The sequence below is a fragment of the Hyphobacterium marinum genome, assembly GCF_036330325.1.
Taxonomy (GTDB): domain Bacteria; phylum Pseudomonadota; class Alphaproteobacteria; order Caulobacterales; family Maricaulaceae; genus Hyphobacterium; species Hyphobacterium marinum.
Genome location: NZ_JAZDRO010000001.1, coordinates 1,019,991 through 1,038,546 on the forward strand (window position 1 = coordinate 1,019,991; position 18,556 = coordinate 1,038,546).

The 18,556-nt window shown below is 63.3% G+C and carries 19 protein-coding genes; 13 read left to right on the plus strand and 6 right to left on the minus strand.

Annotated features, from left to right (window positions below; genetic code table 11):
- Window positions 1–118 precede the first annotated feature (118 nt).
- A complete protein-coding gene (locus V0U35_RS04845) occupies window positions 119–1,927 on the plus strand; it encodes a peptide MFS transporter (RefSeq protein WP_330195529.1) in 1,809 nt (602 codons plus the stop codon).
- Window positions 1,928–2,003: 76 nt separating this feature from the next.
- Here V0U35_RS04845 and V0U35_RS04850 read toward each other — a convergent pair whose 3' ends face one another.
- From V0U35_RS04850 to V0U35_RS04870, 5 genes are all read right to left on the minus strand, one after another.
- The gene (locus tag V0U35_RS04850) at window positions 2,004–2,903 is read right to left on the minus strand and encodes an aspartyl protease family protein (protein ID WP_330195530.1); all 900 of its coding nucleotides are present in this window, start codon (window positions 2,901–2,903) and stop codon (window positions 2,004–2,006) included.
- A 150-nt stretch (window positions 2,904–3,053) separates the two neighbouring features.
- Window positions 3,054–5,156, minus strand: coding sequence for a TonB-dependent receptor plug domain-containing protein (locus tag V0U35_RS04855; RefSeq protein WP_330195531.1), 2,103 nt, complete (start codon window positions 5,154–5,156; stop codon window positions 3,054–3,056).
- A 131-nt stretch (window positions 5,157–5,287) separates the two neighbouring features.
- Entirely contained in the window at window positions 5,288–6,700 is a 1,413-nt protein-coding gene (gene tldD / locus V0U35_RS04860; protein WP_330195532.1) for a metalloprotease TldD, read from the minus strand.
- Between the two features lie 87 nt (window positions 6,701–6,787).
- Window positions 6,788–7,345: a tetratricopeptide repeat protein gene (locus tag V0U35_RS04865; protein WP_330195533.1), complete on the minus strand. Its 558-nt coding sequence runs from the start codon at window positions 7,343–7,345 to the stop codon at window positions 6,788–6,790.
- Between the two features lie 143 nt (window positions 7,346–7,488).
- A complete protein-coding gene (locus V0U35_RS04870) occupies window positions 7,489–8,046 on the minus strand; it encodes a tetratricopeptide repeat protein (protein ID WP_330195534.1) in 558 nt (185 codons plus the stop codon).
- Between the two features lie 224 nt (window positions 8,047–8,270).
- Here V0U35_RS04870 and coxB point away from each other — a divergent pair, with 224 nt between their 5' ends.
- The 10 genes from coxB (at window position 8,271) to V0U35_RS04920 (ending at window position 16,377) form a co-directional block, all read left to right on the plus strand.
- Window positions 8,271–9,155 (plus strand): cytochrome c oxidase subunit II, encoded by an 885-nt coding sequence (coxB, locus tag V0U35_RS04875; protein WP_330195535.1) that lies wholly within the window; start codon window positions 8,271–8,273, stop codon window positions 9,153–9,155.
- 11 nt (window positions 9,156–9,166) lie between these two features.
- Entirely contained in the window at window positions 9,167–10,792 is a 1,626-nt protein-coding gene (gene ctaD, locus V0U35_RS04880) for a cytochrome c oxidase subunit I (RefSeq protein WP_330195536.1), read from the plus strand.
- Window positions 10,793–10,848: 56 nt separating this feature from the next.
- A complete protein-coding gene (locus V0U35_RS04885) occupies window positions 10,849–11,838 on the plus strand; it encodes a heme o synthase (protein WP_330195537.1) in 990 nt (329 codons plus the stop codon).
- Window positions 11,835–12,032, plus strand: coding sequence for a hypothetical protein (locus tag V0U35_RS04890; RefSeq protein ID WP_330195538.1), 198 nt, complete (start codon window positions 11,835–11,837; stop codon window positions 12,030–12,032). The genes V0U35_RS04885 and V0U35_RS04890 overlap by 4 nt, the downstream gene beginning before the upstream one ends.
- Window positions 12,029–12,607 (plus strand): cytochrome c oxidase assembly protein, encoded by a 579-nt coding sequence (locus tag V0U35_RS04895; protein ID WP_330195539.1) that lies wholly within the window; start codon window positions 12,029–12,031, stop codon window positions 12,605–12,607. The genes V0U35_RS04890 and V0U35_RS04895 overlap by 4 nt, the downstream gene beginning before the upstream one ends.
- Window positions 12,608–12,685: 78 nt before the next feature.
- On the plus strand, window positions 12,686–13,546 hold the full coding sequence (locus V0U35_RS04900) for a cytochrome c oxidase subunit 3 (protein WP_330195540.1): 861 nt from the start codon (window positions 12,686–12,688) through the stop codon (window positions 13,544–13,546).
- A 67-nt stretch (window positions 13,547–13,613) separates the two neighbouring features.
- Complete coding sequence (locus tag V0U35_RS04905) at window positions 13,614–13,913, plus strand: DUF983 domain-containing protein (RefSeq protein WP_330195541.1); 300 nt, start codon at window positions 13,614–13,616, stop codon at window positions 13,911–13,913.
- Window positions 13,914–13,922: 9 nt separating this feature from the next.
- A complete protein-coding gene (locus tag V0U35_RS04910; RefSeq protein WP_330195542.1) occupies window positions 13,923–14,609 on the plus strand; it encodes an SURF1 family protein in 687 nt (228 codons plus the stop codon).
- A gap of 68 nt (window positions 14,610–14,677) precedes the next feature.
- Window positions 14,678–15,256: a GNAT family N-acetyltransferase gene (locus tag V0U35_RS04915; protein ID WP_330195543.1), complete on the plus strand. Its 579-nt coding sequence runs from the start codon at window positions 14,678–14,680 to the stop codon at window positions 15,254–15,256.
- The gene (locus V0U35_RS04920) at window positions 15,253–16,377 is read left to right on the plus strand and encodes an EAL domain-containing protein (RefSeq protein ID WP_330195544.1); all 1,125 of its coding nucleotides are present in this window, start codon (window positions 15,253–15,255) and stop codon (window positions 16,375–16,377) included. Before V0U35_RS04915 ends, V0U35_RS04920 begins: the two co-directional genes overlap by 4 nt.
- A 4-nt stretch (window positions 16,378–16,381) precedes the next feature.
- On the opposite strand, the gene V0U35_RS04925 is transcribed toward V0U35_RS04920, so the two are convergent.
- Window positions 16,382–16,948: a YqgE/AlgH family protein gene (locus V0U35_RS04925; RefSeq protein WP_330195545.1), complete on the minus strand. Its 567-nt coding sequence runs from the start codon at window positions 16,946–16,948 to the stop codon at window positions 16,382–16,384.
- Between the two features lie 138 nt (window positions 16,949–17,086).
- On the opposite strand from V0U35_RS04925, the gene V0U35_RS04930 reads away from it, so the two are divergent.
- Window positions 17,087–17,569 carry a peroxiredoxin gene (locus tag V0U35_RS04930; RefSeq protein WP_330195546.1) on the plus strand — a complete coding sequence of 161 codons (483 nt, stop codon included), beginning with the start codon at window positions 17,087–17,089 and terminating at the stop codon, window positions 17,567–17,569.
- A 27-nt stretch (window positions 17,570–17,596) separates the two neighbouring features.
- Window positions 17,597–18,553: an SPFH domain-containing protein gene (locus V0U35_RS04935; RefSeq protein ID WP_330195547.1), complete on the plus strand. Its 957-nt coding sequence runs from the start codon at window positions 17,597–17,599 to the stop codon at window positions 18,551–18,553.
- Window positions 18,554–18,556 lie beyond the last annotated feature (3 nt).

The window sequence follows — 18,556 nt, forward strand, 5'->3', positions numbered from 1 at the left end:
TACAGCCCCCACATGAACGCCTGTGACAGTCTCGTGACCATTGCGGGCTTGAGCCGCCGCCCGGCGCGTGATCAAGTGCGCGCCAGATTCCAGCCATCCATCATCTGGGGAGGATGATTTGACCGATACACCTGCGAAAGCCTCGGGGGCATCGACCGACACCAGTTTCTTCGGCCACCCCAAGGGGCTGGCCATCCTGTTCCTGACCGAGATGTGGGAGCGCTTCTCCTACTACGGGATGCGGGGCCTGCTGATCATCTACCTGACCCAGCATTTCCTGTTTTCCGATGAGCGCTCGAGCCTGATCTACGGCGCTTATACGGCGCTCGTCTACATCATGACCATCATCGGCGGAACGCTGGCCGACCGGTATCTGGGTCAGCGAAAAGCCGTGACCTACGGTGCCATTTTGCTCGTTCTCGGACACGGCCTGATGGCCTTCGAGGGGGCCGGATCGCGGGAAGTCTTTGACTATAACGGCACGCAATACGAGATCACGCTCGATGGTCGCGGCGGCGATGCCAACCAGATCGTCGTGTCCCAAACCGGACAGTCGACCATCAGCTTCGGCGAAGGCGCGAGCGTCATGCTGGTCGACAACCCGGACGCGGTCGGGCTGCCGGCAGAAATGCCGTTTTCCGAGGACATGACCCGGGTCGAGCAGGAAGAGCTCTACGTCAACATCCTCTATCTCGCCCTGGCGCTGATCATCGCCGGCGTGGGCTTCCTGAAGGCCAATATCTCGACGATTGTCGGGGCGCTCTACAATCTGGGCGACCCGAAGCGGGACTCCGGTTTCACGCTGTTCTACATGGGCATCAATCTGGGCTCTTTCCTGGCCACAATGACCATTGGCTGGATCGGTATTGCCTATGGCTGGAAATATGGATTCGGCCTGGCAGGGATCGGCATGTTGCTGGGCCTGCTTACCTTCTGGCTCTTCCAGGGCTGGCTGGAAGGCAAGGCGGATCCGCCTGACCCGGAGAAACTGAAGAAGAGCTTCCTGGGCCCGATCAATGTCGAGATGGCCTGCTATCTCGCGGGACCGGCGATCATCGCGGTGGCCATGTTGTCGGTCATGAATCCGAGCGGATTCGGCAGTGTCTCGCTGATCCTGGGCATCATCATGCTGGCGGTGCTGGTGGGATATGCCCTGTTCCTGACCAAGGGTGAGGAACGCGGCCAGATGCTGGCAGCGACCTATTTCGTACTGGCGCAGATCCCGTTCTGGGCGCTGTTCGAGCAGGCCGGTTCGTCGCTGAACCTGTTTACCGACCGGCTGGTCGACCGGACGATGTTCGGCGTCAGTGTTCCGGCACCGGTTTTCCAGTCGCTCAATGCCGGCTTCATCATCCTCTTCGCGCCGATCATTGCGTGGCTGTGGGTCGCGCTGGCCAAGCGGAAGCTGAACCCGTCGACGCCCGTGAAATTCGCATTCGGCGTCTTCATGGCGGGCCTGGGCTTCTATGTGCTGGTGGCCGGCATCAACCTGACGGGCTCTGGCGCACTGGTTCCGGTGTATTTCGTGTTCCTGATCTATCTGATCCACACGCTGGGCGAACTGACGCTGTCACCGGTCGGCCTGTCGGCCGTCACCAAGCTCGCTCCGGCGCGCGTGGTCGGCATGACGATGGGCGCGTGGTTCCTGTATTCGGGCCTGTCGAACTATCTGGCCAGTGTGATCGCTGCGCAAACCGGTGCCGAAACGCTTGGCGGCCAGCTGACCGACCCGGATGCTGCCATGGCGGGCTATGCCGATGTCTACAGCCAGGTCGGCATGTGGGCGATGGCGATTGCGCTCGGCATGCTTCTCCTGTCGCCGGTCATCAAGTGGCTGATGGGTTCAGCAGCCAAGGAGATGGTGCCGCACCCGACCGAAACCGAGGCGGGCGGTCCGTCGATGGACCGGTCGTCCGGCGCGCCCTAGCGGCAGGCCATATGCCTCAAACGGAAAAGCCCCGGCGGTTCGCCGGGGCTTTTTCTTTGCCCGGACCGAAAACGGGTCAGCGCGAACAGGCTATGCCGTCGCCGGCCGCATCAATCTGGACGATGCCGGCCTCGCGATCGACCGTCACAGAGGCGTGCTGCAACACGTCCATCCCCAGAACGATCGCCGGTTCGGTGTTCCAGCCCAGCGCGTGAAAGACATCGAGATCGGCCTGGAGGGCGATGACACTGTCCAGGCACAATCCGCCAATCTGGAAGCGGCGAATGGCGACCGGTGCGGCTTCCATGTCGATGTCGTCATCGACGCCGTTGATATTGTAGCGGATCAGGTTCGAGCGCTGGCGGACATTGCGCGCCATTTCCGGATTGACGATGGAGCGGGCACTGCCGGAGTCGATGATCACGTTGATATGGCTGATACCGCGCAGCAGGCGCGCCTCGGCGAGCAGTAGGCCAATCGGATTGACGCGGCCATCGGCGTGGGCTGCGGCATCGGCGTCATAGGTCAGCGTGCCGGTCGAAAAATCGACGGCGTATCGCAGCGATGTGATGGCATCGGCCCCCAGAAGCCCGGCTACGGGGCGCGGTTCGTCCGGATCGGTCGGGACCACCACGGCGTCGAGGCCAAGCGGTCCCGTCGGCGCGAATTCGAAACGGCGAAGCGGAAATCGCTCGGCCTCGAAGCGGGTCGTCAGTGACTGCACGTCGCCGGTCCGCTCCCATTGCGACACGAAGCCCAGCGCCTCGGCGATCGGTTGGGCGATGGCCGTATGACTGGCACCGGTATCGAAAATGAAGGTGTACGGTCCCGTGTCATTGATGGTTACCGGTACCAGAAAGTGGCCGCTTGGAGCCCGGTCCATGACGAGGCGTTCGCCCTCGGCCAGGGCGGGCGGGGCCGCCAGCGCGGTCAGCATGGCCAGCGACGCGGCCGAATTCCATATCCATCGGGGCATGTCGGTCTCCTCGGACCGTCAGCCTAGCGCGTTCCAGTCCCGACCGCGAAGGCTGGGCGTGTCATAATCGCGCATTCGTGATGGAGACGGTGCGGGCGGCGGGGCAAGGGGGGATGCCCTGGATCGTGCCCGCCCGCACCGCAAGCGCCGTCAGAATGTGCCGCGCAGCTCGACGTAGAATTCGGGGCCGAAGCTCGCATTCTGGTTCTCGATACCGGTTACGCCGCCGGTGGCCCGCGATCCGTTGTAGAAGATGCGTTCCCGGTCCTCACCGTTATTGATCAGCTGGTTGACCCCGAGCCGGGCGGTGATGCCTTCCCAGCGGGTGGTCTCGACATAGACGTCGAGATCGCCGTCGGTGAACCCGTAGTGGCGTAGTTCCTGTGACCGGAAAACGGCTCCATCGCTCAGCCAGTAATAGTCCCAGCCCCAGGCAAGGTCATGCTCGGGGAAGGTCTGGCGGTAGTCGAAACGGACTTCCCATTCCCGCGTGTGGGAGAAATGCCTGTCCATGCCGGTCAGCGGGTCGGTGACATTGGTATTGTACCATTCCACGAAGCCGGTCAGCACCGCATTCGACAAGCCGATCCCGTCCAGCGGCGTGGACCATTCCGTCGTCACGCGAAAATTGGTGCCGTCGCCGACATTGCCCGGCGCATCGAAAACGCCATTGGGCGTGACAATCGGGATGAAATCATCGAGGTCCTGGATCCATTCGTGACCGACGCGGATCGTCCACGAGGCATCGTTGTCGAAGCTGCGTTGCCATTCGGCCTCGATCGTCCAGGTCCGTTGCGGGACGTAGTTCGGATTGCCCAGAATGGTGTTGTTGTCGGTGACATTGATCGAACTGGCGAATTTCGAGAAATCGAGCTGATCGACATCGCGTTCCAGCGAGAAGCGCCAGCGCGTGTCGTCGCTCGGCGTCCAGCTCAAGGTGACCGATGGCTTGGGATAGGAGAAGGTCCGCTCTCGCGTCGTGCCGCCGCTCTGCGAAATTTCGGAAAATTCATAGCGCAACCCGCTTTCCAGGCTGAACCGGTCATTGATCGTCCAGACATGGTTGCCGAAGATTTCCGCGCGGCTTTCCTCGACCAGCGTATCGTCAACGAAAGGCGTTGCGGCCGGGATGAAATCAAGGCGCAGGAAGGAATCACGGGCGTTGAAAGCCCCTTCGACGCCGACTTCCAGCGCGTGATTGTCGGACGGATCAAAGGACAGGCTCTGGCGCAGAACGGTTTCCTGGTACCGGCCTTCGGCTTCAAAGATCGAGCCGCCAAGGAAACCGGCCGGGCTGAAGACCCGGTAGGGCTCGGGGCCGTCTTCCCATTGCTCCCGTCTCACGAGGAGGACCGTTTCCGATTCCACGCCATTTCCGAATTCGTGTGCGAGGGTCAGCGTGCCGGTGATGCCGCGACCATAATTGCTCGTATCGGAATGCTCATAGCGTGACGGGACGAGGTTTCCGGTCGGGTCGGGTGCCTGAAAACTGAAAGCCTGCTGGCGGTTCCACTGCCAGAACCAGCCCCGGGAATCCAGTCGCAGGCTGGTATTCTCGCCCAGCGGCATATTGAAGGAAAAGCTGGGATTGAATTCCCAATACGTGCGCTGGTCGCTCGCCTGGCCGGTCTCCAGCAAATTCCCGGTGCCGTCACGTAACGAGTGGCGGCGTTGCATGCGCGGGCCGCGATACTCGTTCGACAGACCGAACGTGACCTCGGTGTCTCCCCAGTGGGTGGAATAGGAGATTTCCCCTTCCGGCGTATAGCGGTTCGAGCCATTCCAGTAATTCAGCCGCCCGCGCCACGACCCGGAATTGCCGGCTCCCTCACGCAGAACGACATTCACCAGCCGGGAGTGGCCGCGCATGTCATACGTGCCGTCGGCTTCGCGCACGAGCTCAATGCGTTCCACATCGGCGACCGGAATGCGCTGGAGCACGGTTTGCAGCGAAATCGATTTGTTGGACGGACGCTCGCCATTGACGAGCAGATTGCCAAAGGAATCGCCCAGGCCGCGCCGGCCCGTGTCACCGCTGGAGAGCGAGAAGCCCGGCACGCGGCTGACCATGTCCAGCGCCGTGACGGGCGAAAAGGCAATAAAGAAGCCGGGGGCATACCCAACAATTGCGCCGCTTTCGGTTACAAGCTCAGCAGCGGACTGATCGGTGCCTTCGGTCTCCTGGGCACAGGCTGTTCCAGCCGCCAGCAACATGGCGGCTGCGGCACACGTGCCGCAAAAAATCCCTCGCATCGGCGCGATCCTTGTTTGTGCGCCCGCCCCTTCCCCTATGGCGGATCTAACTACTAATACATTAGAAGCCGCTGCGGGATTAAACCGGCGTAATATTGAATTAAAAGGACGTAAGGTAGTTTGTCAGGCGGTCAACCGGCCCCGCCGACCGTCAGTCCACCGATCTTCAGGGTCGGTTGTCCGACGCCCACGGGCACGCCCTGTCCGGCCTTGCCGCAGACGCCGACACCGGGGTCCATCTCGAAGTCATTGCCGATCATGGTGACGCGGGTGAGGGCGGAGGGACCATCCCCGATCAGGGTCGCGCCCTTGACCGGTTCCGCGATTTTTCCGTCCCGGACACGATAGGCCTCGGTGCACTGGAAGACGAACTTACCCGACGTGATGTCGACCTGTCCGCCGCCAAAATTGACCGCATAGAGACCGTCTTTCAGGCTGGCGAGGATTTCAGCCGGATCGTCATTGCCGCCCAGCATGCAGGTATTGGTCATGCGCGGCATCGGTGCGTGGGCAAAAGATTCGCGCCGCCCGTTTCCGGTCGGCTTCACCCCCATCAGCCGCGCATTCATCCGGTCCTGCATATAGCCGGTCAGATAGCCGTCCTCGATCAGAACGGTGCGCTCGGTTGGCGTACCTTCGTCGTCGATGGTCAGCGAACCACGGCGCTTGTCCATTGTCCCGTCGTCGATGACGGTGACGCCGGGCGCGGCGACGCGTTCGCCCATGCGGCCGGAAAAGGCCGAAGAGCCCTTGCGGTTGAAATCGCCTTCCAGCCCATGGCCGACCGCTTCGTGCAACAGGACGGCGGGCCAGCCGGGCCCCAGGACAACATCCATCTCGCCGGCCTTCACATCAACGGCGTCGAGATTGACGAGCGCAACGCGCAGGGCCTCGTCGGCCAGACCTTTCCAGGCATCGGGCTGGATCCAGGCGGTGAACGCATCGCGTCCGCCCGCGCCGGCCGAGCCGCTCTCGCGGCGGCCGTCCTTTTCGACCGTCACCGAGACATTCACCCGGACGAGCGGCCGGTCGTCGGTCTTCAGATCCCCATCGGGACGCAAGATGCCGATCACCCGGCGCGAACCGGCAATGGAAGCGCTGACCTGAACGACGCGCGGGTCGCGGGCCCGGACATAGGCATCGATCTCCGCGAGCAGGGCCGATTTGGCCTCGAAGCCCGGCGAGGCGACCGGATCGAGCGAGTCATAAAGGCGGCGATTGGTGTTGGCGGGTGCGTCCGCGAATGTCCCGCTGGTGCCGCGCTTGGCGGCCGCAGCGGTTTCCCCGGCCCGCGCCAAGGCTTCCGGGCTGGGGTCGGTGGAATGGGCATAGGCCGAGGATTCGCCCGACACGCACCGGAGGCCAAACCCGCGCACGGCGTCAAAACTGGCCGATTTCAACCGGCCGTCATCGAAAGCCAGCGACTCCGAGACGCCGTGCTCGAGATAGAGTTCGCCATCATCACCGCCGGTCAGCGGGTCAGAGATCAGCTTGCACGCCGCGTCGCGGTCGAAGTCGAACGGCTCGAACGGGTCGGTGGTCATCAGGCCTGCCTGTGATGGTTCTGCGATACCGTCACATAGCGTGCCCGGCGACCGGGCGCGACCCGTTCTGATCAGTGACGCTCCGGATCAGCTGGCCGGACGTATCTGGTAGCGTTCCAGCTCGCGCTGCGGCAGCGGCCAATCGGGAGCCAGTTCCGACGCGGTCTGGAGATCACGGTAGGCCGCAGCGACATTGCCCAGGTTTTCGTACGCGACCGCGCGATTGTAATAGGCCTGGTGCAGGGCGTGGTATTCGCCGTTTATCGCGCGCGTGGCCGCCGTGACTGCTTCGTTGAACCGGCTCAACCGGATGTAGGCAGCCGAGTAGTTGAGGTAGAGTTCTGGCGCATCGAAATCGAGGCGCGCGGCGGCTTCCAAGTCGCTCAACGCCATCTCCGCCCGACCCATATGCAGGTAGATGACCGCCCTGTTGACGAATGTCTTGGGCCGGTCAGACCGCCGCGTCGTCATGGAGTCGAGCGCCGTATCGCACGCAGACAGCGCCATGCGATCGGACCGTTGGTTGACGGCATGCTGGTAGCAACTGGCCGCGGCGCTGTCGCCGACAACGATGGTGGATTGGGCGCTTGCCGCACCCGCCAGTGATGTGGCCGCAAGCAAGGCTGCGGAAATCCGGAAAATCATGCGTGACCCTCCCGGTTGGGGACGGGTGGCCGCTCGGTGATCGGGCGGCCTGGCCTGTCCCGACTGGAGCTTCACCATAGCACGATCACGGCACACCGTCCGGCCTGTCACGCGAATTTGAGTTTATGTGCGAGCGCGTGCGCTCAGGTCAGTTCCATCACCTGGAACCGGGTCAGGGCCTCGCGCGGCAGGGACCAGCCGGGCCGTGCTTCGGCCGCCTGGCGGTAGCTGGCATATGCGCCGCGCATGTCACCGAGTTCTTCCAGCGCCACGCCCCGATTGAACAGCGCCGAAGCCCGGGCCCGGGCATTGTGCTCGATCGCGTAGTTCGCTTCGGTCAGGGCTTCCCGGTGGCGTCCGAGGTGGATGAGGGCCGCGGCGCGATTGGCCGCAATGTCCGCGGCAAGGCCGGGTGCCAGCCGGCTGGCCGACTCGAAATCGCGCAGGGCGCTTTCAAAGTCGCGCGCCGCGATCCGGACAACTCCGCGATTGACATGGGTGCGGGCACGCGCCTCGCTGGTCATGAACTGGTCCTCGATGGCCAGTGTGCAGACGCGTTGCGATTCGCGGTCGCCGCGCGCAACCAGCGCGGATTCATAGCAAACCGCGGCCGGCTCCCGTCCGATAAACGTCATCTGCGCCGCCGCCTCGCCGGAAACCAGCAGCAGGGCTGCCGTCGAAAAAGCGATCAGTCTGAACATGATTGCCTCCCCGCAATTATGTTGATCCGCCAAGCATAGCAGACTCGCCCGGTCATGCGAAACACTGTCTGTTTTCGCAGAGATTCCATCGACATTCGCAGGCGAAAGCCGTATGCGACAAAAAAGCGCTGCATGCGGCCTGACAGGGGCGGCAGGCGGCTCTATATTCCGCCGCGACCGGTGAGGGGGCCTCGCCGCAAAATCGCCAAAGCTTTGGGGAAGCCATGCGTTTCTTGACCGCATTTGTCACAAGCTGGATCGTTCTGGCCACGGGTGCCTTTGCCCAGGCAGGGCGGCCGTCCGAAGGAGCCCTCGGGTTCCAGCGTGCCGTCACACCAGTGATGGAGCAGACGACCAGTTTCCACAATCTGCTTGTGATCATCATCACGGTGATCACGTTGTTCGTTCTGGCGCTGCTGATCTGGGTCATCATCCGGTACCGCGCTTCGGCCAACCCGACCCCGTCAACGACCAGCCACAACACGTTGCTGGAAGTGCTGTGGACGGCGGTGCCCGTGCTGATCCTCGTTGTGATCGCCGTGCCGTCCTTCCGCCTGCTCTACGCCCAGGACGTCATCCCCGATGGCGTACGGGAAGTGAATGGCGAAGTGATCGCTGCTCCCTCCTTTACCATCAAGGCGACCGGCTATCAGTGGTATTGGGGCTATGAGTATGCGGACCTGGGGATTGGCGAGTATTTCTCCAGCATGGTCCCGGACGAGGAAATCGACACTGCGGCCGGACAGCTCCGCCTGTTGTCGGTCGACTATCCGCTGGTGGTTCCGGTTGGCGCGACCGTGCGCATGCAGGTGACCGCCGCTGACGTGATCCACAACTGGGCGATGCCCTCCTTCGGTATCAAGATGGATGCGATCCCGGGCCGTCTGAACGAGACCTGGTTCCGCGCCGATGAGGAAGGCACCTATTACGGGCAATGTTCCGAGCTTTGCGGGCTGCGCCACGCCTTCATGCCGATCGAGGTTCGCGTCGTGTCGCAAGCCGAGTTCGATGCCTGGGCTGCGGCGGCTGCCGAAGATCCGGATGCTGCCAACGCGCTGTTGGCGCAATTTGAAACCGACCGGCGCGAGACGCGCCTTGCTGCGCGCTGAGGAGACGAGACATGAGTGACGCTGCTGCGCACGCGGAAGACCACAAGCCGAGCCTCTGGAATCCGGCCCGCTGGCTGTTTTCCACCAACCACAAGGATATCGGTACGATGTACCTGGTGTTCGCCATCGTGGCGGGCATCATCGGTTTCACCCTGTCCGGCTTCATCCGGATGGAGCTGGCCGAGCCGGGCCTGCAACTCTTTGGCGGTCAGATCGGCAATGAGCACATGTACAATGTGTTCGTGACCGGCCACGGCCTGATCATGGTGTTCTTCGTTGTCATGCCGGCGATGATCGGCGGTTTCGGCAACTGGTTCGTTCCGCTGATGATCGGTGCGCCGGACATGGCCTTCCCGCGGATGAACAACATCTCGTTCTGGCTGCTGCCGGCGGCCTTCGCGCTTCTGCTGATTTCGATGTTCGTGCCGGGTAATGGCTCGGGCAACGGGTTTGGCGGCGGCTGGGTGATCTATCCACCGCTGTCGACCAGCGGCCACCCCGGACCGGCGATGGATTTCGCCATCCTGTCGCTGCACCTCGCCGGTGCGTCGTCGATCCTCGGTGCGATCAACTTCATCACCACCATCTTCAACATGCGCGCACCGGGCATGACGCTGCACAAGATGCCGCTCTTCGCCTGGTCGATCCTTGTGACCGCCTTCCTGCTGCTGCTCTCGCTGCCGGTCCTTGCGGGCGCGATCACCATGCTGCTGACCGACCGGAATTTCGGGACGACCTTCTTCGACCCGGCCGGCGGCGGCGACCCGGTGATGTTCCAGCACCTGTTCTGGTTCTTCGGTCACCCGGAAGTCTACATCATGATCCTGCCGGGCTTCGGCATGATCAGCCATATCGTGTCGACCTTCTCGAGAAAGCCGGTCTTCGGCTATCTCGGCATGGCCTATGCCATGGTGGCGATCGGCTTCATCGGCTTCATCGTGTGGGCGCACCACATGTACACGGTCGGCATGGCTGTTGACCTGAAGGCCTATTTCGTGGCCGCGACGATGATCATCGCGGTGCCGACCGGCATCAAGATTTTCTCGTGGATCGCGACGATGTGGGGCGGGTCGATCTCGTTCAAGACACCCATGGTCTGGGCGGTCGGCTTCATCTTCCTGTTCACCGTTGGTGGCGTGACCGGTGTGGTGCTGGCCAATGCCGGCGTCGACCAGTCGCTGCACGACACCTATTACGTGGTGGCGCACTTCCACTATGTGCTGTCGCTGGGCGCGATCTTCTCGATCTTCGCGGGCTTCTACTACTGGCTCGAGAAGATGAGCGGGTACAAGTATTCCGAATTCCTCGGACAGGCCCACTTCTGGATCACCTTCGTTGGCGTGAACCTGATCTTCTTCCCGCAGCACTTCCTCGGGTTGAACGGCATGCCGCGCCGCTATGTCGATTATCCGGACGCGTTCGCCTACTGGAACATGGTGTCCTCGATCGGCTACGTCGTGACGGCTGTCGGGACGCTGGTCTTCTTCGTGATGCTGGCCGACACCTTCCTGCGCCGCCGTCCGGGCGTCGCCAACCCGTGGGGTGAAGGCGCGACCACGCTGGAGTGGACGCTGTCCTCGCCGCCGCCTTTCCACCAGTTCTCCGAGCTGCCGAAGATCAAGCCGGATTCGCACTAGGGACCGGCCCGGCGGAGTGATCCGCCGGGCTGTGTTCGCCATAACGCCAGAAACGTATGACCACGCCCGTCTCATCTGCCCCGGCTGACGCCGTGACGGCGGCCCCCGCCGAATGGGGTGACTATCTCGCGCTGATGAAGCCGCGGGTGATGACGCTTGTCGTGTTCACGGCCTTTGCGGGCTATGTCGCCGCGCCGGGGAGCATCCACCCGGTTATGGCTGCCATCGCCATTTTCGCGCTGGCGCTGGGGGCCGGGGCGGCCGGCGCGCTCAACATGGCCTATGACGCGGACATCGACGCGCGCATGCGCCGGACCCGCAAGCGTCCGGTCCCGCAAGGCAAGGTCAGCGTGTCGGATGCCTATGGGTTCGGCATCGTCGGTGCCGCTCTGTCGGTTATCCTGATGGCGCTCAGCGCGAACTATGTCGCAGCGGGCCTGCTGGCGTTCTCGATCTTCTTCTACGCCGTCATCTACACGATGGGGCTGAAGCGCCGCACGCCTCAGAACATCGTCATTGGCGGTGCCGCCGGGGCCTTCCCGCCGATGATCGGCTGGGCCGCCGCGACCGGGTCGGTGTCGCTCGATGCGGTCATCCTCTTTGCCATTATCTTTTTGTGGACGCCGCCCCATTCCTGGGCGCTGGCGCTCTACAAGTCGGGCGACTATGCCGATGCCGGCGTGCCGATGATGCCGGTCGCCAAGGGCGCAGCGCGCACGCGACTGGAAATCCTGATCTACTCGCTGATCCTCGTGCCCTTCGCCGTGGCCCCGGTCTTCACCGGGCTGGGCGGCGCGCTTTACGCCGTGGCTTCGGTCGGCGGCGGCGCGCTCTTCCTGATCATGGCCGTCCGTGTCTGGCAGTCGAAAGCGGGTGAGGCCGGTTCCGCTGAAGAGGGCGCGCTCTATGCGGTCCGCAAGGGCGACCGTCATGCCCGCGATCTTTTCGCCTATTCCATTGGCTATCTCGCCCTCCTGTTCGCCGCGCTGATCGCCGAGCATGGTCTTGGCGCACACGTCGCGCTTGGCTTCGGGGGTGCATCATGAGTGAGCCAACCGTGCAGGACGCCAGCAAGACGACACCGGACCTCACGCCCGAAGAACAGGCCCGCCGCGCGTTCGAGAAGGCGCGCGATCGCCGCAACAAGATGATCGCGCTAGGGCTCGTCGCCTTTGCCGTTCTAATCTTCACCATCACCGCCATCCGCCTCTACCAGAATACCGGGGGCGCGGCGGGATGAAGTGGCTGCCGGAAAACCGCAACACGCGCGTTCTGGCGATCTGTGCCAGTGTGGCCGTGGCCATGGTGGGCGCGGCCTATGCGTCGGTGCCGCTCTACAACCTGTTCTGCCGCGTCACCGGTTATGGCGGGACGACCCAGGTCGCCCAGTACAACGACGAGACGCGCATTCTCGACCGCACGGTCGAGGTCCGTTTCGATGCCAGCCGTGAAAACGGGTTTCCCTGGACGTTCGAGCCCGTGCAGCGCTCGATGACCGTGCGCCTGGGTGAAACGGCGATTGCCTATTATCGCGCGACCAACAATTCCGACCGCGCGATTACCGGGACGGCGACGTACAATGTCACGCCCTACAAGGCGGCCCCGTTCTTTTCCAAGCTGGAATGCTTCTGCTTTACCGAGCAGACGCTGCAGCCGGGTGAAAGCATTGAAATGCCGGTGCTCTTCTTCGTTGATGCGGAGATGGACGCCGAAAGCCGGTATGACGACGTGACCACGATCACGCTGTCCTACACCTTCTTTGAATCGCAAGCTGAAGTGGCTGGCGCGGCAGTTGGCCGCGACGCCGCGCCATAAGATTGATCCGGCGCGCCGCGCCGGGTATCAGGGGCATGAAAACTGCCTCGCATTTGGGGAATCGCAGGAGACGCGCGCATGGCTGGGCACGCCGTAAAGCATGACTACCACCTTGTAGATCCGAGCCCGTGGCCGGTCGTCGGGTCCTTCTTCGGATTCGTGCTGGCCTTCGGCGCGATCATCTTCATGAAGGGTCTGGTCTCCGACCCCGAGCACTGGGCCTATTTCTTCATGCATGAAGGCGCGCCCTGGCTGATGGGCCTTGGCTTCCTGGGTGTGCTCTACACCATGTTCGGCTGGTGGTCGGACGTGATCAAGGAAAGCCGCGCGGGCGACCACACCCCGGTCGTCGATATCGGCCTGCGCTATGGCATGATCCTCTTCATCGCGTCCGAAGTCATGTTCTTCGTGGCCTGGTTCTGGATCTTCTTCGAAGGCGCGATCTTCCACGATGTCCGCCTGCTGGAAGGCTGGGACCAGTGGCCGGTGGTTGACCCGACGACGGGTCATGTCACCGAGACATTCGACCCTTGGCACATTCCGCTGATGAACACGCTGGTCCTGCTGCTGTCGGGCACGACGGTCACCTGGGCGCACCACGCGCTTCAGCATGGCGACCGCCGCGGCGCGACCTGGGGCCTGCTGATCACCGTCCTTCTCGGTCTCGGCTTCACTGCGCTGCAGGTTTACGAATACAGCCACGCCCATTTCGGCTTCTCTGGAAACCTCTATGGCGCGAGCTTCTTCATGGCGACGGGCTTCCACGGGGCGCACGTCATTATCGGGACGCTGTTCCTGGCGGTCTGCCTGTTCCGCCTGCTGGCCGGTCATTTCACGCCGAAGAAGCATTTCGGTCTCGAAGCGGCCGCCTGGTACTGGCACTTCGTTGACGTGGTGTGGCTCTTCCTCTTCACCTTCGTCTACGTCGTCTTCGAATAACATGTCGGGCCCCTCGGCCATCGCCGCAGGATTGCGCGGGCGTTGCCCCTCCTGCGGCGAGGGTGACATGTTTGCCGGATTCCTGAGAATCGCACCGTCCTGCGACGCTTGCGGCTTCGACTATAGCGTGGCCGATATCGGGGATGGTGCCGCCGTCTTCGTGATGTTCGTCGCCGGATTCGTCGTCGTGCTGCCGGCGCTGTTCGTCGAGGTCGCCTACCAGCCGCCAGTCTGGGTGCATGCTCTGCTGTGGCTGCCGCTGACACTGGTGGTCTGTCTGGCTCTGCTGCGTCCGTTCAAGGGCATGCTGTTTGCGCTGCAGGTCAAACACAAGGCCGAGGAGGCCCGGTTCGAGGACCGGATCTAGAGCCGGGGGATGGTCTTCCGGCCCCTTCCGCTTCTATCCTTTCTGACCCTTGTTGCGCTTGCGCTGCTGGTCTGGCTGGGCCTGTGGCAACTCTCCCGCATGGACGAGAAGGCAGATGCGATCGCTGCCTTCGAAGCAGCCAGCGACGTTGCTCCGGTCTCTATCGAAGACGCGCTATGCGGCGATACCGTCCTCTATGGACAGCGCATTGCGCGCCCCGACCTGCCCGTCGACGTCGAACTTCGTTTCTTTGGACGCGATGGCGCGGATGTCGCCGGATGGCGGCTGTTCAGCGCCGTGGCTGTTCCGGACTGCGCAGGGGCTGATACGGGGCCTGCCCTGCTGGTCGAATCCGGATTTGTTGCTCTTGACGGGAGCCGGACAATGCTGGACGGCCCGCTGACCCTTGAGGCGGCTCCCGCGCGCGGGATGTTTGATGCCGACAATGACCCGGCATCTGGTACCTTTCACCACTATGACGCGACAGAGATGGCCGCGGCGCTGGGCTTGCCGGCCGTTTCCGATCTGATGTGGCTCACCGCCCGCCCGTCCGGACTTCCCCCGCATCTGGCCCAGACCCCGCCCTCTCGGCATCTGGGCTATGCGCTGACCTGGTTCGGTTTCGCGATCACGCTTTTGGGCGTCTATATCGCCTTCCATGTCACCCGGGGGCGGCTGGGCTTCACCCGGCGTTAGCCGTTTGCAGGTAATGTCATTCCCCCGGCCCGCGATGCCGGGTGATGGAACCGAACGATCGAGGCACTATGGCGCTGTGGCGTGAGGAAACCGTTCCCGTTGAACTCACCAGCCGGCTGATCACCATGCGTGCGCCGTTGGGCGACGATTACGACGCCTGGGCCAAGCTGCGCTCGGCGAGCCGCAATCACACCTCGCCCTGGGAACCGGCCTGGTCAGCAGACGAGCTGACCCGGTCTTCCTATCGCAAGCGAATCCGCAGCTATGAAACCGCCTGGCACGAAGGCAGCGGCTATCCCTTCTTCGTCTTCCGGCGGAAGGACCATGTTTTCCTCGGTGCCTGCAACCTCAACAACGTCCGGCGCGGCGTCCTGCAGGCCGCCGATATCGGCTACTGGATCGGCACCCCTTATCTGCGGCGCGGTTTCGCGCGCGAGGCGGTGCGCCTGATAGTCGGCTTCGCCTTTGACGAAGTCGGGCTGCACCGGATCGAGGCCGCCTGCCGGCCGGAAAATGATCCGTCCAAGACGCTGCTGACCGGGCTCGGCTTTCAGCCTGAAGGGATCGCGCGGAAATATCTCAAGATCGCCGGCGAGTGGCATGACCACGAGAAATTCGCGCTGCTCAGCTCGGACGCGCGTCCGTGACCGGGCCCGCGGAAAAGGCGGTCGCGGCGGCCCGCGCGCTGACCTTCACCGCCGATTTCGAAGCGATTTCCTTTGCCGGCGATCCGGGCCTGTTTGACCTCGGTGCGGATAGCTACGCCTTTTTCGACTTTCTCGATGGTGTGGCTCCAGTCGATCGCGAGCGGCTGGAACGTGCGCTTGGCAGCGACCGGATCGATTCCCGCCTGCGCCTGGTCGCCGGGGACGGGCATGTCCGCTATGCCCGGCTGATCGGCGAACGGGGAAGTGACGGGGTGATGCGCGGCCTGATGACGCCGGCCGGGGCGACCGATACCGGCGCGCGAGGACGCGTCGCGGCCGAGGGTGAACTCAATGACGGGGTCTGTGCGGGCGAGATCGTCGCGCATTACCAACCGATCATCGCGCTGGAGACGGGCCGGCTTGCCGGGTTCGAGGCGCTGGCGCGCTGGGACCGACCGGGAATTGGCATTGTGGGGCCCGATGATTTCCTCGGCCTTGCCGACGAACTCGATCTGCTCGACCGGATCGGGCGGCAGGTGCGCAGCAATGCGGCGCGCGATCTCGCGGCCTGGCGCGCCGCCAATCCGCACGCGCCGCTCTTCGTGGCGGCGAATGCCACGGTCAGCGAGCTGTTGTCAGACGGGTTTGCCGACACGCTGATTGCCGATGTGACGGCACCGGGTCTGCGGGCTGGAGCCTACAAGCTGGAGATTGCCGAGACCGAGTTGATGCGTCAGCCCGAGGAGGCCGAGGCGGTCATTCGCGACCTGAAGGCGGCGGGCATCTCGATAGCGCTTGATGATTTCGGGACGGGGTATTCCTCGCTGTCGCGGCTGGACCGGTTCAACTTCGATACGGTCAAGATCGACCGGTATTTCGTGCGGGCACTCGCGGCCGCCGAGAGCGCGTCGAAAGTCGTCGAATCCGTACTCCAGCTGGCTCGCCATTTCGGCATGACCGTCGTGGCCGAGGGCGTCGAGGATGCAGAAACGGCGGCGCGGCTGGCCGATATGGGGTGCGATTACGCGCAAGGGTTTCGCTATGCGGGAGCGGTCGATGAGGCTGCTGCCGCGGTCCTATCGTCGAACGGGCTGGACGGGCGGTTCGGTCCGCCGGTCTAACGTGTCAGGCGTGACCGGAAACCGCTGACAGGCGTTTGGGATCTACGCCGAGCGTGCGCAGGGCGAGCGCCCATTTGTCTTCGAACGCATCATCGAAGATCAGCGCTTCGTCCGGTTCCGCAACAAGCCAGGCATTGGCCTGAAGCTCGTCATCGAGTTGGCCCGCGCCCCAGCCTGCATACCCCAGAGCCAGGACCGCACGGCGCGGCGCCTCTTCGGAGGCCATGGCGGCCAGGATCTCCTTGGTGGCGGTCAGGGCGAGGTCATCCCCGACGGGCAGGGTCGCCTCATCAGCCCCGAATTCGCGGGTATGCAGCACGAATCCGCGATCCCGGTCGACCGGTCCGCCATCAAGGACCGGACGGTCGGGGACACGGATCGAGCCTTCGATGCCGAGCTGTTTGAACAGGGTCGGCAGGCGCAGATCGCGCACCGGCTTGTTCAGCGTGATGCCCATGGCGTGTTCGTCGCTGTGATCGCAGACAAAGATCACCGCGCGGTCAAAGCGCGGATCACCGATCGCCGGACTGGCGATCAGGATTTTGCCTTTCAGATAAGACCCGCTTGCCATTTTGAATTTGCCGCCTTCCAGCCTCGGCCCCGTATCATTGCGCCGATATGGGGACAGGTCCAGTCGGGTTCCCGCTTCCTTCGTGTCCTACAAAAGAGTGTAATCACCTTCGAACCGAGAATCAGGAGCGATTTCGACATGAGCATTTCCGTAGGCGACCGCCTTCCCGAAGCGACATTCGGCATCATGACGGCTGACGGCCCGTCTCAGGTTTCAACGGCTGACGCCTTTGCCGGCAAAACGGTGGCGCTGTTCGCCGTTCCGGGGGCGTTCACGCCAACCTGTTCAGCCAAACACCTGCCGGGCTTCGTCCAGAAGGCCGATGAACTGAAAGCCAAGGGTGTCGACGCCATTGCCTGCACCTCGGTCAACGACGTCTTCGTCATGGGGGCCTGGGGCAAAGACCAGGGCGCAGGTGAGGACGTGATGATGCTGGCTGATGGCAATGGCGATTTCGCCAAGGCCGTGGGCCTGACCATGGACGGGTCCGGCTTCGGCATGGGCACGCGCTCGCAGCGCTATTCCATGCTGATCGAGGACGGGGTCGTCAAACAGCTCAATGTCGAACAACCGGGTGATTTCCGGGTCTCGACCGCCGAGCATATGCTGTCGCAGCTCTAGCGCCAGCGAGCAGGGAGGGAAGGTAGAATGGGTACGCTGATCTTTATCGGTGTCGTCGTCATCCTGGCGCTGGTGCTGGTGACGTCGACCATCAAGGTGGTTCCGCAGAGTATGGAATACACGCTGGAGCGCTTCGGCCGCTTCACGCGCAAGATGGGGCCAGGCCTCCACTTCATCGTGCCCTTCTTCGACAAGGTCCGGTACAAGATCAACATGCGCGAGCGCGTGCTGGACGTGCCCAAGCAGGAGGTCATCACCAAGGACAACGCGATGGTGTCGGTGGACGCCGTCGTCTTCATCCAGGTGATGGAAGCGGCCCGCGCGGCCTATGAAGTCGACAATCTCGATTTCTCCATCGTCAACCTCGCCATGACGAATGTGCGGACCGTGGTCGGCTCGATGGACCTCGACCAGGTGCTGTCGAACCGCGACGACATCAACGCCCGCCTGCTTTCGGTCATCGACGCGGCGACCAATCCCTGGGGCGTGAAAGTGACCCGGATCGAAATCCGCGACCTATCACCGCCGCCGGACATCACCGAAGCGATGGCCCGTCAGATGAAAGCCGAGCGCCTGAAGCGTGCCGAAATCCTGGAAGCCGAAGGCCAGAAGCAGTCCGAAATCCTGCGGGCCGAAGGTGAAAAACAATCCCAGATCCTGGAAGCCGAAGGCCGGCGTGAAGCCGCTTTCCGCGACGCCGAGGCCCGCGAACGCCTCGCCGAAGCCGAAGCGAAAGCCACCGAAATGGTGTCGAAATCCATCGCCGAAGGCGACCTCAACGCGGTCAACTACTTCCTCGGCCAGAAATATGTCGAAGCCTTCGCCAAGCTGGCCGAGAGCGATCAGCAGAAGACGGTGATCATTCCGGCCGAATTCTCCAACATCGTCTCCACGGTGATGGGGGTTGGCGAGCTGGCCAAGGCGGCGCGTGATGCCGCCGGTGACGCGGCCCGGGCGCGGACCTCCGTGCCCCCGGCCGAATAGCGG

Bases quoted from the DNA above. Each gene is read 5' to 3' on its own strand.
- V0U35_RS04865 (WP_330195533.1), bottom strand. From the start codon at position 7,345: ATGATTTTCCGGATTTCCGCAGCCTTGCTTGCGGCCACATCACTGGCG.
- V0U35_RS04850 (WP_330195530.1), bottom strand. From the start codon at position 2,903: ATGCCCCGATGGATATGGAATTCGGCCGCGTCGCTGGCCATGCTGACC.
- V0U35_RS04905 (WP_330195541.1), top strand. From the start codon at position 13,614: ATGTTTGCCGGATTCCTGAGAATCGCACCGTCCTGCGACGCTTGCGGC.
- V0U35_RS04870 (WP_330195534.1), bottom strand. From the start codon at position 8,046: ATGTTCAGACTGATCGCTTTTTCGACGGCAGCCCTGCTGCTGGTTTCC.
- V0U35_RS04930 (WP_330195546.1), top strand. From the start codon at position 17,087: ATGAGCATTTCCGTAGGCGACCGCCTTCCCGAAGCGACATTCGGCATC.
- V0U35_RS04935 (WP_330195547.1), top strand. From the start codon at position 17,597: ATGGGTACGCTGATCTTTATCGGTGTCGTCGTCATCCTGGCGCTGGTG.
- V0U35_RS04925 (WP_330195545.1), bottom strand. From the start codon at position 16,948: ATGGCAAGCGGGTCTTATCTGAAAGGCAAAATCCTGATCGCCAGTCCG.
- V0U35_RS04910 (WP_330195542.1), top strand. From the start codon at position 13,923: ATGGTCTTCCGGCCCCTTCCGCTTCTATCCTTTCTGACCCTTGTTGCG.
- tldD (WP_330195532.1), bottom strand. From the start codon at position 6,700: ATGACCACCGACCCGTTCGAGCCGTTCGACTTCGACCGCGACGCGGCG.
- V0U35_RS04900 (WP_330195540.1), top strand. From the start codon at position 12,686: ATGGCTGGGCACGCCGTAAAGCATGACTACCACCTTGTAGATCCGAGC.
- V0U35_RS04855 (WP_330195531.1), bottom strand. From the start codon at position 5,156: ATGCGAGGGATTTTTTGCGGCACGTGTGCCGCAGCCGCCATGTTGCTG.
- V0U35_RS04885 (WP_330195537.1), top strand. From the start codon at position 10,849: ATGACCACGCCCGTCTCATCTGCCCCGGCTGACGCCGTGACGGCGGCC.
- V0U35_RS04890 (WP_330195538.1), top strand. From the start codon at position 11,835: ATGAGTGAGCCAACCGTGCAGGACGCCAGCAAGACGACACCGGACCTC.
- ctaD (WP_330195536.1), top strand. From the start codon at position 9,167: ATGAGTGACGCTGCTGCGCACGCGGAAGACCACAAGCCGAGCCTCTGG.
- V0U35_RS04895 (WP_330195539.1), top strand. From the start codon at position 12,029: ATGAAGTGGCTGCCGGAAAACCGCAACACGCGCGTTCTGGCGATCTGT.
- V0U35_RS04915 (WP_330195543.1), top strand. From the start codon at position 14,678: ATGGCGCTGTGGCGTGAGGAAACCGTTCCCGTTGAACTCACCAGCCGG.
- coxB (WP_330195535.1), top strand. From the start codon at position 8,271: ATGCGTTTCTTGACCGCATTTGTCACAAGCTGGATCGTTCTGGCCACG.